Source organism: Kitasatospora sp. NPDC036934 (assembly GCF_055608425.1).
In genome coordinates this window covers 1-13,435 of record NZ_JBVJQR010000059.1, presented here as the reverse complement: position 1 = coordinate 13,435, position 13,435 = coordinate 1, and the positions used below count along the sequence as shown (strand labels likewise).

The following is a 13,435-nucleotide window of genomic DNA, read 5'->3' as shown; positions in this document are numbered from 1 at the left end:
CCCGCGAGGTCTACCGCGCCCTGACCAGCACACCCACCACACAAATCACTCAAACCGACCTCGCCCCTGCGGCTTGACAGCCATAGGAGCATCCGACCGGAGGGTGCTGGGCCCTGTCAGGCCGCTCCTGCCGAACAGGGCCCAGCACGATCACGACCTTTCTCAAACGGCGCTTGAAACACCGCGGCCGCCACCGACCGACCCCGCACGGCCCGCTGTCGGACCCCACGCCTAGGCTGGCGACCAGGCAAGGGATCAAGGAGCAGAGCTGTGCGGATCGAGCGTCACCAGGTGGACCAGTCGGCGGTCTCGGCGGCCCGCGAGGGCTTCGCCGACCGGATCGGGGGGATGGTCCACTCCTACTCCCGCGCCGGCCTGATGACGGCCACCGAATGGCGGCTGATCGCCGACGAGTTCCTCGACTACCTCGGCGCGCTCTCCGCCGACTCCCCCGCCCTCGACACCCCCGAGGCCGAGGCCGTCCTCAAGGACGCCACCGAGGCCGCCGCCGGCGCCATCGCGTTCGCCGCGTACTACGCCCGCGACACCTTCCAGGTGTTCCTCGACTACCCGAACTTCGGGATGAGCTACGACCCCGAGGACGCGGACGCGAGCGTCCGCCGCGGGCTCGTCCTCCCGCAGTACTGGCTCGACGCGCTCTGCCTCGCGATCCTCTCCGACAAGCTCGCCCGGCACGGCGAGGCCCTGGCCTTCACCTGGCAGACCATGCCCGCCGGCGGCGGCTACTCCGCCGCCCAGCTCGTCAACGGCTTCATGGCCCACCTCTTCGGCGACACCCGCGACGAGAACGCCCCCGACGCCGAGACCCCCGAGCAGCGGCTCGCCGCCATCGACGCCGCGCTGGCCCTGATCGAGGACCGGGACAGCGACGCCACCCAGGCCCTCCACACCCTGCGCGCCCTCGCCGCCGAAGACCGCGAGGCCTTCGACTCCGGGATGTTCGCCCTCCTCGACCACGCCGACGGCACCCGCCCCCGCAGCCTCCTCCCGCTGCTCCCGCTCGCCCTCGCCGCGCTCGCCCACCGCGCCCACGGCTGGCTCCCCGCCGTCGACACCGACTACCTGCCGCACACCCTGGTCACCGGCTTCGCGGGCCCCGGTCTCCGCGTCGAAGGCCTCGGCCGCTCCCGGCGCCCCGACGCCGTCGCCCAGCTCGCCGCCGGGCCCGTCCGCATCGACCGACCGAGCCCGGCCCTGCCGCTCCACCCCGACACCGAGGCGCTGTACGAGCGGCGCACCCGGGAGGCGATCGACCCCGGGCCCGACGACCGTCACGCCGTCTACCTGCTCGGCAGCGCCCTGAGCAAGCAGGCGTTCCTCATCCGGGCCCGCGCCTCGCAGTCCGCCGACGTCACCGACACCCAGCTCGCCGGCCTGCGCCTGGCCTCCCAACTGGGTGCCGCGCTCTTCCGCATCGCCCTCACCGAGCCCGGCACCGAGGCCGAGGTGACCATCGACGGCCGCACCGTCCGCTACCCCGCCACCCGGGGCGAGGAATCCGGCCCCGGGCCGTGGCAGCTCGCCCTCGACCTCGCCCTGATCACCGGCGTCCGAGAGGACCTCGCCCCGATTGTCCTGGCCGGCCCCACCCACTCCACCGCCGACCGCTCCGCGTACGGCTCCTACCGGCGCGCCCTGCACGACTACCTCCGGGGCGTCGACCCGCTCCCGGCCACCGAACAGGCCCTGCGCGAGGTCGAGAAGGCGAAGGACTGGGGCTTCCTCCCGCCGCCGGTCGTCCTCTTCTCCCAGCTCGTGGAGGGCGACGAGACCAGCTTCAACCTGGCGCTGATCGACGCCCTCGAAGCCCACCGCGACCACTACTCGGTCGCCGACCGCGCCACCGACCCCGACGCCGCGATCAGCCTCGACATCCTCGCCCTCGCCTGCCACGCCCGGCGCCGCGGCTGGGCCGTCCACGTCGAATCCCCGTACCTCCCGGCCCACCTGCTCGGATAGGGTCTGTCCGGCGGATCTCGCCGGGCACACGACGCCGGGCATCCCACCTGCCTTACGCCTCCGGCCCGTACGCGCCGAAGCCGCGGCAGACCAGGCCGTCCCGGAAGGTGAGCACCTCGGCGACGGCCCGGCCGCGCTCGTTGCGGTAGTTGATGACGAGGGTGTCCACGGAGGCCCGGACGTCCTCGACGGTGAAGTGCAGGTCGGGCAGGTGCTTCAGTCCCTTGGACCAGTAGACCCGCAGGGCCTCCTTGCCGTGCACCTCGCCGGAGGGGTCGCCGATCAACTCGACGATCCGGGGCGAGGCGAAGACGACGTCCTCGGTGTAGTGGGCGAGGATGCGCTCCAGGTCGTGGGAGTTCCAGGCGGCGGCCCAGTCCTGGGCGAAGCGGGTGGCGAAGTCGTGGTCCATGGCCAAGGACGCTACGACAACTTGCCCTGCCCCGCCCGCCGTTCCACGATCCGGTCACCGCCCCTGGGCCAGCAGCGGCACCCGCACCTGGTTGAACGCGTAGTAGAGCGCCAGCAGGCCGTGCACGGCGAGGGCTGCCGGGGCGGAGAGGAACGCCAGGCCGACGGTGAGCGGGTAGACCACCAGCCCCACCTCGAACCGCCACCGGGCTGCCCGGGCCGCCGGCACGTCCACCCACTCGTCGAAGCAGCGGCCGGTGCGGGTGGCGTAGTTCCAGAAGACGCTGAACAGCACGGCCTGGCCGACCATCACCCCGCCGTACACCGCCGCCGCGACGTTCGCCGCCGAGCCGTTGCGCAGGTTCTGCGCCACCAGCGCGGTCGGGAACGGCAGCACGGAGATCAGCATCAGCAGCATCAGGTTGAGGAACATCAGGGTGCGGTCGACCCTGGCGAGGTGGGCGAACAAGGCGTGGTGGTTCACCCAGACCACGCCGATCACCAGGAAGCTCACCACGTACGCGAAGTAGGACGGCCACTGCGCCCCGAGCGCCCGCCACAGCTCCACCGCCCCGTGCGCCTGCGGAATCTTGATCTCCAGCACCAGCAGGGTGATCGCGATCGCGAACACCCCGTCGCTGAACGCCTCGATCCGGCCGGTGTCCGTCGTCTCCACCGGCAGAGCATCCCAGCCGGGCAGCACCCGCCCCGCCGCGCAACGCCGGTGGCCGCGGCCGGGCCCCGACGGCCACCAGAACACCGCCGCCCGCCCCGGCGCCCCGGCCGGCGGCACCGTCCGCGCGATTCGGTGCCGCCCGCCCTCTTGTCAAATGTTAGGAATGTTTCCTAACTTGATGCCATGTCCGAGACACCACGGCACTCCCGGCGCTCCCTCCTGCGCGTCGGTGCGGCGGGCGGCGCGGCCTTCGCCGGCGGCCTCCTGCTGCCCGGCACCGCCCGGGCCGCCGCCCCGCGCCCCACCGCCCTCGACATCCCGCCCCTCCCCTCGCTCCGGCGCGACCGGGCCGTCGGGTCCGCGCTGCGGCCGTTCGGCCGACACCTCGCCTTCGGCGCCGACCCGTCCCGTCAGGTCGTCGTCTCCTGGCAGGTGCCGGACGCGGTGACCGCTCCCTTCGTCCGGATCGGCCTCCAGCCCGGCGACCTCGGCGCCCCGATCGCCGCCGAGGTCCGCACCCTGGTCAGCAAACTCGCCTGGCAGCACCCGGTCGAGGACCAGCCCCTGGTCAAGCCCACCACCGTCACCCAGTACTACCTGCACGCGCAGGTGGACCAGCTGATCCCGGACACCACCTACTACTACGTCGTCGGCCACCAGGGCCACGACCCGGCCGGCCAGGGCGGCCGCCTCGGCGACGTGGCGAGCTTCCGCACCGCACCCGCCCCCGGGCGCGGCTCCGGGTTCACCTTCACGGCCTTCGGCGACCAGGGCATCGGCTACAACGCCGCCGCCACCGCCCACCTGATCGCCGGCCTCGACCCCGCCTTCCACCTCCACATGGGCGACCTGTCGTACGCCAACAGCGGCGGCAGCGGCAAGACCGACGACGCGTACGACGCCCGCCTTTGGGACTCCTTCTTCGTGCAGAACGACCCCGTCGCCGCGCGGACCCCGTGGATGGTGGCGGTCGGCAACCACGAGATGGAGCCGTGGTACGGGGCCGACGGCTACGGCGGCGTCCGCGCCCGGTTCACGATGCCCGACAACGCCTGGAGCCAGTCCACGGGCATCTACTCCTGGCGCTACCAGAACCTCGGCCTGATCAGCCTCGACGGCAACGACGTCTGCTTCAACACCCCCGCCAACCTCGACCACACCAAGGGCCGGCAGAAGACGTGGCTGGACAGCCGGCTCGCCGCCCTGCGCGCCGACCCCGGCATCGACTTCATCGTCGTCTACCTCCACCAGTGCACGTACTCCACCTGCCACGACAACGGCGCCGAACTCGGCGCGCAGCAGGACTGGGCCCCGCTGTTCGACAAGTACCAGGTGGACCTGGTGCTCAGCGGCCACAACCACGTCTACGAGCGGACCGACCCCATCCGCGCCGGCAAGGCCACCCGCAAGGTCGCGTCCGGCGACACCGTCAACCCGGTGAAGGACGGCACCACGTACGTCGTCGCGGGCGGCGGTGGCGGCGGGCTCTACAAGTTCCCCGCCTCCGACACCTACCTCGGGCACGAGACCAGGAACGACGCCCCGGTGCCGATGGTGGTCTCCGACCGGAGCGGCCACGAGCAGACCGTCAAGGTCACCTGGTCCAGGGTCCGTTACACCGGCTACTGCCTGGTGGCGGTGGACGTGACCCCCGCCACCGGCGGCGCGCCGGCCCGGATGGAGGTGCGGTCCGTCACCGAGGACGGCACGGCCGTGGACCGCGTCACCGTGCAACGCGGCTGAGCCGGCCGCCCGGGGAGGCCGTACCGCCCTCCCCGGACCGGTCCGTCGAGCGCGGCTCGCTCGACGGACCGGTCCGAGCAGTCACTCAGGCCCAGGGGTCGGTGAACGACCGGCCGGGGACGGGCTTGGCGATCAGCGCGATCGCCGTGAAGAAGTTGACCTGCCCGATCGCGAGCATCAGGGTGGCCAGCGCCTTCTCGTCGAAGTGCGCGGCCACCTCGGCGTAGAGCTCGTCCGACACCCGCTCACCGTGCGGGCTGGGCTGCAGCACGGCCTCGACCAGGGCCAGGGCCGCCCGCTCGGGGGCGGTCAGGTACGGCGAGTCCTGCCAGGTCGCCACCGAGGTGATCCGCTCCTCCGACTCACCGGCCTTGCGCAGGAAGCCGGTGTGCAGGACGGTCAGGTAGGTGCTGCCGGCGATCTGTCCGGCCCGCAGCTGGACCAGGCTGATCAGGCCGCGCGGGATCGAGCGGTTGCCGACGGCCCGGAACAACGCGGCCGACACGTCGGCGAGTTCGGGCACGAGCTGCACCGGGTCGGTGGCCATCCGGGGGCGCGGCGGGATCTCGGCGGAGATCGAACGAGCGGTGATCGGCTGATCGGTGCTCGGCTGGTCGGTGATCGGCTGGGCGGTCATCTCAGGTTCCTCTCGGACGATCGGTGCTTTCAGTGACCCGACGGATCCCGGCCCACGAGTGTGACGGCCCGGCGGAACTTTTCTCCTCGCCGCGCAGCCGTACGGCGGCGAAGGCGACCACCAGGCCGGTGAGGAGGAGGTTTCGGGTCGTGGCGCGGAGGTTCATCGCTTCCGACCTTCTGGGGTGGCGTGGGAGGGCGAAGGGCGCGCAGCCTGTGGCCATGTACAGACAAATTCCATCCTGTCTCCCGGCAAAGCCCCCTGTCCGTGCGGAGAACCGCGCATCGCCGACCGCCGCGCGAGCGGGCGGACGCGGCCCCGAGAGGTGCCGGGCCGGGCCAGCGCCGATACTGGGGGTCGCAAACCCAACGCGGCCCAGCGGCCCGATCCGGGCCGGCCCGACCCCTGCCCGGCCCGACCCCTGCCCGACCCGATCCGGCCCGATCCGGCCCTCGCCGCGGAACCTGAGGAGCGCGCCGTGACCGATCCCGCCCCGACCGACACCGCCAGCGGGCCCGTCATCGTCGGCTTCGACGGCTCGCCCGAGAGCCTGACCGCCACCGAGTGGGCCGCCCACGAGGCACAGCGCCGCGCCGTCCCGCTCGAAGTCGTCGAGGCCTGGCCCTGGCCCAAGCGGGACGTGGTCGGCAGCGACCAGACCTACCACCGCGCCCTGGCCCACCTCGCCGACCGCGAGTCCGCGCTCGGCGCCCTGACGCCCGGGGTGGCGGTCTCCTCCAGCGCGGTCTCCGCCGACCCGGTCGAGGCCCTGGAGGCCGCCTCCCACCGCGCCGCCGTGCTGGTGCTCGGCTCCCGCGGGCTGGGCACCCTGCGCGGCTTCCTGGTCGGCTCGGTCAGCCAGGAGGTGCTGCGCCGCTCCGCCTGCCCGGTGGTGCTGGTCCGCGCCCAGCACGAGGAACCGGCCGGCCCGGTCGTCGTCGGCATCGATCTGGCCCACCCCGCCGGGGACGTCCTGGCCTTCGCCTTCCGCGCCGCCGCCCTGCGCTCGGCACCACTGCGCGTCGTGCACGTCTGGTCCCCGCCGGCCGGCAGCGAGTACATGGCCTACGGCGCCATCGGCGGCCTGGAGGGCGAGCTCTCCAGCGTCGAGTGGAACGGCCTCGCCGAGGCCCTCGACCCGCTGCGCACCCGCCACCCCGACGTCGAGGTCACCGCCGACCTCGTCCGCGGCAAACCCGCCGTCGAACTCGTCGACGCCGCCGCCACGGCCCGCCTCCTCGTCCTCGGCCGACGCCTGCGCCACCTGCCGCTGCGCCACCACCACCTCGGCCCGGTCGCCCACGCCGCGATCCACCACGTCCACTGCCCGGTCGCCGTCGTCCCTTACGGCTGACCTCCCCGGTCGGTGGCGTCCCGGTTCCCACGAACCGACCCACCTCGTCCGCGCCGACGCCGCCGAGCGCATGCGGGGGCGTGTTGCGCGACCAGTTGATCCCGATGGCCCGCCGGGTGGGCCCCACGCCGGAGCAGGCACCGGCGCGGGCGGCACTGTGCGCCTCGACCGTGCTGGGACTCGCGCTGACGCGCTACGTGCTGCGGTTCCCGGCGAGCGTGGCACTCTCCCGCGAGGAGATCGTGGACTGGCTCGGGCCCACGATCCAGCGCTATCTCACCGCTCCCACGCCCGGACGGCACCCGTCCGGGCGCCACGCCGAGCGCGCCGGTGCGCCGGTACGGGCCACGGCGCCCGCGACCATGGCAGGCGTGAAGCGTCTCGTGCGGCGTGCTGTCGCCCTGGTCCTGTCCGTCGCCCCGGTCGGCCTGGCCACCCCACCGGCCGGAGCCGAGACCGGCGCCGCCGGAAGCTGGGCGCCCCTCGCCCCCGGGGTCGCGTACCGGGAGCTGACGGTCCGTACCCCGCACGGCGACGCCCGGGTATACGCCGTCCGCGCAGACCTCCGCAGGCCGGGCGTGCGGGCGGATCTGCTCTTCCCCGGCGCGGTGGCCGGCCGGGCGCCGCTGACCCGACTGGCCGGGGCGCGTGGAGCGGTGGCGGCGGTGAACGGGGACTTCTTCGACATCACCGAGGAGCAGCACCCGGGGGTCGAGGCCACCGGGGCGCCCTCGGGCCCGGTCGTGCACCGGGGCCGGGCGTTGAAGGCCGCGGTCCCGGAGGCCCAGCGGTTCGGCTGGGCGCCACCGCCCGGGGAGAGCGACCGGGACGTGCTCGGGGTCGGCGTGGACGGCGTGGCCCGCACCGGCCGACTGGAGCTCCGGGGGCGGCTGCGGACCCCGGACGGCACCCGGCCGCTCGGCGGGCTGAACCAGTACGCCCTCCCGGTCGGCTCGATCGGCGCGTTCACCACCGACTGGGGCGAGGTCTCCCGCGCCCGGGCCGCCTGCGGGACGGACGAGTCGCGGAAGGCCCCGTGCACCGAGGACACCTGGGAGGTGACGGTCCGCGGCAACCGCGTGGTCGCGGCCTCCCCGACCCCGGGCAGCGGACCGATCCCGGCCGGCAGCACCGTCCTGCTCGGCCGTGAGGCCGGCGCCCACGTACTGGCCGGCCTGCCGATCGGGGCGCCGGTCGCGGTCGACTACCGCCTCGCATCGAACCGGCCGGTGCCCTTCGCCTTCGCCCTCGGCGCCTATCCCCTGCTACGCGGTGGACGCCCGCTGACGGGGCTCGACAACCGTGACGTCGAACCCCGCAGCGCGGTCGGCCTGGCCGACGGCGGCCGGGTGCTGACCCTGCTCTCCACGGACGGCCGCGAGGGCACCTCCACCGGCCTGACCCTCACCGAACTCGCCGAAGCGGTACGGGATCTCGACTGCCCGGACGGCGTCTACCTGGACGGCGGCGCCTCCGCGACCCTGGTCGCCCGCGACCCTGCCACCGGAGCCCTCACCGTGCGCAACCACCTCGACCACGGCCAGGAACGGCGGATCCCCAACGGCATCGGCATCTTCGCCGGGTAGGGGCCGGGCGGTGCCCGAGCGCGCTCCGCCGGGCGGGCAAGGCCGGATGCGCTCTCCTCCTCCGGGTGAACTCCCGTATATAAAGGGGGCGAAGGGGACCGAGGAGGTTGCAGCATGCAGGCGAGGAAGCAGCAGGAGAAGGCCGGGAACTCCCATCACGACGCGAGCCCGGCCCGACAGAGCGGCACCAGGGTGAGACCGGGAGCCGGCGCCGTACCCCGGCAGTCACCTGAGTCCGTGGCGGACCTTCAGCGCACCGTCGGCAACGCGGCGGCCGGCCGGATGCTCCAGCGCGCGGCGGGCGACCGGGCCGGGAACCGGCCGGTGGTCCAGCGGATGCTGGACGAGAACAACGTGGAATCCGCCTGCGAGGCCGCCACCTTCGACGGGCGGACCGTCACCCTGGGCAGGCGGGCGGGCGCTCTCCAGAAGATCGTGTGGCGGGACCACCTGGACGCCATCTCGGCGGTGTGCAAGAAGCACAAGTACACCATCGCCATCCGGGAGACCGGGGAGTACTCGATCCGGCGGATCGCGGAGGGCGCCAAGGCCAAGCCGCACACCATCCTGGAGAAGTCGATCAAGCCCGGCTCCGTCGAGAAGAAGTACGGCACCGGCCCCGGACAGGCCCAGGGCGACCCGGCCGCCATCCTGGCCTGGCTGGACGCCAACGACCTGAGCGGCTTCGTCGGCCACTGGGGCGCCGGGGGCCTGCTCGGCGTGCGGATCGACAAGCCGCCCACGACGCTCCCCCCGGGTACCGTGCACGCCGGCGCCAACCAGGAGCCGTACGTACCGCTCGACATGCAACTGCCGGGCGGCGGACCGGAGATGGTCGCCCTGAAGACCGACCCGAACTGGAAGCAGTACCTCTACACCGGCGACTACGACCTCCACGAGGTCTACTCCGCCCAGGGCGGCACGGGCGGCGGCCAGATCCCGGAGGCGACCAAGGAGAAGGCCAACCTGCTGAACCGGCTCAACGCGGGCATCGCCCGGAACGACCAGCAGGAGCCGGTGGCGCGCAAGGGCACCGTGGTCCTGGAGGACGGGCGGCTGCACACCCAAGGCGACTCCGACTACGCCATGTTCCAGCACGGCGACCAGGCCACCTACCGGATGAACCAGTACCTGGAGTCCACGGTGGCCCGGTTCGCCCAACAACTGGTCCGGGCCGTGGCCACGGAGGCCGACGAGCCGCTGGCCTGGTGCCGGATGGGCAAGTGGTACGTGACCAGGACCCGCGAGGAGCACAAGGTGCTGCGCAAGCGCTGGAAGCTGGCGGTGCCCCACACCTGGGACGACGAGAACGTGGAGCGCACCGCCGAGGGCGGGTACCGCACGGCCCGCTACACCGCCTGACCCCACCCCCGCCGCCAGGGGTGCGGGTGCGGATGCTGACCTCGGGGTTCATGGACGCGGCGGCGCCGCAGAATCCGCACTCGTACGGGCAGCCGCGCGAGCAGACGAGGTTGGCTTCCCGGCGGCCGTCGGCGGCCGGGAACGGGTCCTGGGCGAGGAAGCGGCGTTCGAGGGTGAGGGAGTCGATGTCGGGGGCGAGCCAGCGGGTGGTGTCGCCGCGCCGCGGGGTACCGACGGCGGTGGTGCCGAGCAGGCGGTCGCGCCACATCACCTTCGGCAGCTCCCGGCGCCGGTGGACGTCTCCGAGGAGGGCTGTGACGCGCGTCTCGCCCTCGCCGATCACCAGGGCGTCCAGGCGCGCGAACCGCGGGCTGGCCTTGGCGCGGTGCCAGCCGGCCAGCCAGCCAGCCATCGTGGACGACACGAACGTCACGGTTCATCACCTCAGTTCGCCCGACTGCGGGCCGGCGGAAGGAGGTCGATGACGTGAGCAGGTCGGCGACGGGCGGCAGGTGGAGCTCGACCTGGACGCCGACGACGGCACCCCGATCCTCGAAGTGAAGCCCTGGTTGGAGGAGTTCGCCCCCCGCGAGACCCACCAGTCGGCTCGGACCACCGAGATGCTCCACGACTACTTCGCCCCGGCCCCCACCGCGCCCTGAGCGGCCTCGGCGTCAGTGGCCGCCTGTCGTGTGGGCGAAGGGTCCGTCCAGGGCCGCCCATTGCAGGAGCAGGATGGTCTTGCCGTCGGTGATGCGTCCGTCGCGGGTCATCGCGAGGGCATCGGCGAAGGGCAGTTCGAGGACCTCGATGTCCTCACCGTCTTCCTCGAGCCCGCCGCCGGTCCCGGTCCGGTCGGCCGGGGTGTAGGAGGCGGCGAAGAAGTGGAGGCGCTCGGTGACGGAGCCGGGGCTCATGTAGGCGTCGAGAACATGGATGAGCGATCCGAGGGTGACGCCGAGTTCCTCGGCGCTCTCGCGCCGGATGGCGGTCGGCGGGTCGTCCGCGTCGAGCAGCCCGGCGGCCGCTTCGACGAGCATGCCGTCGGGGTGGTCGTTGACGTAGGCCGGGTAGCGGAACTGGCGGGTGAGCAGGACGCAGCCGCGTTCGGTGTCGTAGGGCAGGACGACGGCGCCGTTGCCGCGGTCGTAGGTCTCGCGCTGCTGGGTTTCCCAGCGTCCGTCGCGGCGGCGGTAGTCGAAGGTGGTGCGGCGCAGGACGTGCCAGCCCTGGGAGGTGAGTTCGACGTCGCGGATCACGACGTCGGGGTTGCGGTCCAGGTCTCGTCCGGCCTGGTCGAGGGCGGTACGGCCGCGCTGGTCGGGCGTGTCGACGCCGGGGCGGCTTGTCACTCGCTCTCCTGCGGGGTGCGGCGGGGGATCTCGGCCACGTCGTGGTAGACGGGCAGACCGCGGCGGCGGGCGGTGGCGACGTCCTGGTCGGCTCCGGTGGATTCGCCGGGCAGGCGAAGCACGGCGTCGCAGTGGGCGAGGAGACGGTCGGCGGTCGGATAGAGCACCTGATCGGCGAGCGGATCGGTAGGGGCGGCGCCGGCTGAGTGCAGGACGGGCAGGGCGATCCATTCCCCGATCACGGGGAGGTGGCCGGCGGCGAAGACGGGCCAGGCGGCTGCTTCGAGGCGGGCGAGATTGGCGGCCATGGCCTGCGGATCGCCGTCGGTGCCGGAGCGGTAGGGCCCGGCGATCAGGATGAGCATGGGCTTGTCGGTCATGGGGCGCTACGATACATGCAGAAACGTGCAAGAACAGGAGAGAATACGGATGCTGGCTGCAGAACGTCGTGACCACCTGCTGGGCCTGCTCGCCCGTGCGGGCAAGGTCGTCGCCAAGGACGTCGCCGCCGAACTGGGGATCTCCGAGGACAGCGTGCGGCGCGACCTGCGCGATCTCGCGGCCGAGGGACTCTGCCAGCGGGTCTACGGCGGGGCACTGCCGGTCTCCCCGGCAGTGGCGGACTACGCCGCCCGGCAAGCCGTGGCCCCCGGCGGCAAGCAGAAGGTCGCCGCGGTGGCCGCCGGGCTGGTGCGGCCGGGCGGCGCGCTGATCCTCGACGGCGGCACCACTGCCCTGGCTGTCGCCCACGCACTCCCGCAGGATCTGGCCTGCACCGTGATCACCCACAGTCCGACGATCGCCGCCGCCCTGCTCGAACACCTTCAGGTCGAGCTCTTCCTGCTCGGCGGCCGCATCTTCAAGCACTCCGCGGTCGCCTGCGGCGCGGCCGCGGTCGAGGCCGCCCAGAACGTCTCCGCCGACCTGTGCCTCATCGGAGTCACCGGCGTGCACCCCGACGCGGGCCTGACCACCGGCGACGCGGAGGAGGCCGCGATGAAGCGCGCCCTGGCCGCACGGGCCGCGGAAACCTACATCCTCGCCTCGTCCGAGAAGATCGGCACCGCTTCGCGGTTCCGCGTCATGCCCTGGAACAAGATCAGCGGGCTGATCACCGACGCCGCCCCGGACGACGCCGTCGTCGAGCAACTCAAAGCGCTCGGCGTGGAGGTCCTGGCAGCCAACTGACGGGACCTCCGAATACGGAATCGCCGACCGGCCGAGGGGCCATCCAGGACACCGGCCCCCGCGCCGCGCTTCAGCCGTCCACGGGAATCGACAACTGCTCCACGGCGTTTCGGCCTGTCCCGAAACCTTTGACCGCGGGGAGAACCGTTGGCCTCGTCGCGGACCAGGTCAAGCCCAGCACCCACCGGCGGCTCCCGGCGAACGGGGCCGTTGGTCGACCACCCCCGACACCTCGTCCGTCCGGCGGTCGTACGGGCGCCGCCGTCGACCGGGTCCGCCGGGGGGGCTGAGCACAACACCTTCGACGGCGTGGACGACACCACGGCGGCCACGCGGCGCTGAGCGGCGCTCAGCGCGGCAGCGGGACGTCCGTCAGCTCATCCGGCGGCGCCGGTGGCCGAGACGGAGGCGTCGATGTCCATGCCGAGGTTCACCAGGCGCCAGTCGCCCTTGACCTGGCCGAGGGTGAAGGTGAGGGCGAGCTGCACCTGGCCGGAGCCCTGCTTGGTACTGAGGATCGCCTGCCGCAAGGTGTGGCCGTCCACGGTCACGTCCGCGTCGGTCACGACGCTCTGGCCGCCGGCCTTCGGCTCCTGGTGGGTGACCCGGAAGTCCGGGGTGTGGACGGCCTGGGCGAAATTCTGGTGCAGGGAGTTCACCACCCGCGTGAACGCCGCCTTCGGGTCCTGCTGCGGGGAGGCGCCGCCCGTGGCCGGGGGCAACTGGGTGAGCGCCCACGCCTGGTCGACGTCCCCGCGGTAGACATCCGCGAGCCAGGCCTCCAGCACCTGAGCCGGACCGGCCGAGGCCGCTGTCCCACCCGCCGTCGGGGCGGTGGTCGTCGTCGGGGCCTGCGCCGGCACGCCGACCTGGGTGGGCGAGGCGGTGATCGGGCTCGCGGCCGGCGTGGGCGCCGCCCCGGAGCCGGCTGCCGAGCAGCCCGCCACAGCGAGCGCGAGGAACGGTACGGCTATCGCTCTGCGCGGAAACAGGTTCACGGTGGTCTCGACTTTCGCCAGTGCGGGTGGGGAATCGACAGGTGCGTGCTCAGGCTAGGCCCAATGCCGGTGACTTTGCTGTCTCTGCCTCGTTGATGGTGGTGTGGCGAGGGTGGGGCAGGTCAAGTCGCCTGCGGGTGAGCGGTTG

General features: G+C 73.1%; 13 protein-coding genes. 7 read left to right on the top strand and 6 right to left on the bottom strand.

The window, feature by feature from the left end; all coding sequences use genetic code 11:
* Window positions 1-270 precede the first annotated feature (270 nt).
* Entirely contained in the window at window positions 271-1,980 is a 1,710-nt protein-coding gene (locus tag ACZ7BZ_RS37860; protein WP_470362349.1) for an immunity 49 family protein, read from the top strand.
* Window positions 1,981-2,032: 52 nt separating this feature from the next.
* Here ACZ7BZ_RS37860 and ACZ7BZ_RS37855 read toward each other — a convergent pair whose 3' ends face one another.
* Window positions 2,033-2,392, bottom strand: a complete 360-nt coding sequence (locus tag ACZ7BZ_RS37855) for a nuclear transport factor 2 family protein (protein WP_380453969.1) — start codon at window positions 2,390-2,392, stop codon at window positions 2,033-2,035.
* Window positions 2,393-2,446: 54 nt separating this feature from the next.
* Complete coding sequence (locus ACZ7BZ_RS37850) at window positions 2,447-3,067, bottom strand: TMEM175 family protein (protein WP_470362348.1); 621 nt, start codon at window positions 3,065-3,067, stop codon at window positions 2,447-2,449.
* Window positions 3,068-3,250: 183 nt separating this feature from the next.
* Between ACZ7BZ_RS37850 and ACZ7BZ_RS37845 the strand changes: the two genes are divergently transcribed.
* Window positions 3,251-4,810: a purple acid phosphatase family protein gene (locus ACZ7BZ_RS37845; RefSeq protein ID WP_470362347.1), complete on the top strand. Its 1,560-nt coding sequence runs from the start codon at window positions 3,251-3,253 to the stop codon at window positions 4,808-4,810.
* Window positions 4,811-4,895: 85 nt separating this feature from the next.
* Here ACZ7BZ_RS37845 and ACZ7BZ_RS37840 read toward each other — a convergent pair whose 3' ends face one another.
* Window positions 4,896-5,357, bottom strand: a complete 462-nt coding sequence (locus ACZ7BZ_RS37840) for a carboxymuconolactone decarboxylase family protein (protein WP_470362350.1) — start codon at window positions 5,355-5,357, stop codon at window positions 4,896-4,898.
* A 568-nt stretch (window positions 5,358-5,925) separates the two neighbouring features.
* Here ACZ7BZ_RS37840 and ACZ7BZ_RS37835 point away from each other — a divergent pair.
* From ACZ7BZ_RS37835 to ACZ7BZ_RS37820, 4 genes are all read left to right on the top strand, one after another.
* Window positions 5,926-6,801: a universal stress protein gene (locus ACZ7BZ_RS37835; RefSeq protein ID WP_470362346.1), complete on the top strand. Its 876-nt coding sequence runs from the start codon at window positions 5,926-5,928 to the stop codon at window positions 6,799-6,801.
* Between the two features lie 83 nt (window positions 6,802-6,884).
* Window positions 6,885-8,387, top strand: a complete 1,503-nt coding sequence (locus tag ACZ7BZ_RS37830; protein ID WP_470362345.1) for a phosphodiester glycosidase family protein — start codon at window positions 6,885-6,887, stop codon at window positions 8,385-8,387.
* Between the two features lie 237 nt (window positions 8,388-8,624).
* Complete coding sequence (locus tag ACZ7BZ_RS37825; RefSeq protein ID WP_470362344.1) at window positions 8,625-9,749, top strand: hypothetical protein; 1,125 nt, start codon at window positions 8,625-8,627, stop codon at window positions 9,747-9,749.
* 512 nt (window positions 9,750-10,261) lie between these two features.
* The gene (locus ACZ7BZ_RS37820) at window positions 10,262-10,411 is read left to right on the top strand and encodes a hypothetical protein (protein ID WP_470362343.1); all 150 of its coding nucleotides are present in this window, start codon (window positions 10,262-10,264) and stop codon (window positions 10,409-10,411) included.
* A 12-nt stretch (window positions 10,412-10,423) separates the two neighbouring features.
* On the opposite strand, the gene ACZ7BZ_RS37815 is transcribed toward ACZ7BZ_RS37820, so the two are convergent.
* Together ACZ7BZ_RS37815 and ACZ7BZ_RS37810 are read right to left on the bottom strand one after the other, a co-directional pair.
* Window positions 10,424-11,101: an NUDIX domain-containing protein gene (locus ACZ7BZ_RS37815; protein WP_470362342.1), complete on the bottom strand. Its 678-nt coding sequence runs from the start codon at window positions 11,099-11,101 to the stop codon at window positions 10,424-10,426.
* A complete protein-coding gene (locus tag ACZ7BZ_RS37810; RefSeq protein WP_470362341.1) occupies window positions 11,098-11,481 on the bottom strand; it encodes a DUF4406 domain-containing protein in 384 nt (127 codons plus the stop codon). Before ACZ7BZ_RS37810 ends, ACZ7BZ_RS37815 begins: the two co-directional genes overlap by 4 nt.
* A gap of 49 nt (window positions 11,482-11,530) precedes the next feature.
* Here ACZ7BZ_RS37810 and ACZ7BZ_RS37805 point away from each other — a divergent pair, with 49 nt between their 5' ends.
* Window positions 11,531-12,289 carry a DeoR/GlpR family DNA-binding transcription regulator gene (locus ACZ7BZ_RS37805; protein WP_470362340.1) on the top strand — a complete coding sequence of 253 codons (759 nt, stop codon included), beginning with the start codon at window positions 11,531-11,533 and terminating at the stop codon, window positions 12,287-12,289.
* A gap of 377 nt (window positions 12,290-12,666) precedes the next feature.
* Here the strand turns inward: ACZ7BZ_RS37805 and ACZ7BZ_RS37800 are convergent, their stop codons facing one another.
* The gene (locus tag ACZ7BZ_RS37800; protein ID WP_470362339.1) at window positions 12,667-13,287 is read right to left on the bottom strand and encodes a hypothetical protein; all 621 of its coding nucleotides are present in this window, start codon (window positions 13,285-13,287) and stop codon (window positions 12,667-12,669) included.
* Window positions 13,288-13,435 lie beyond the last annotated feature (148 nt).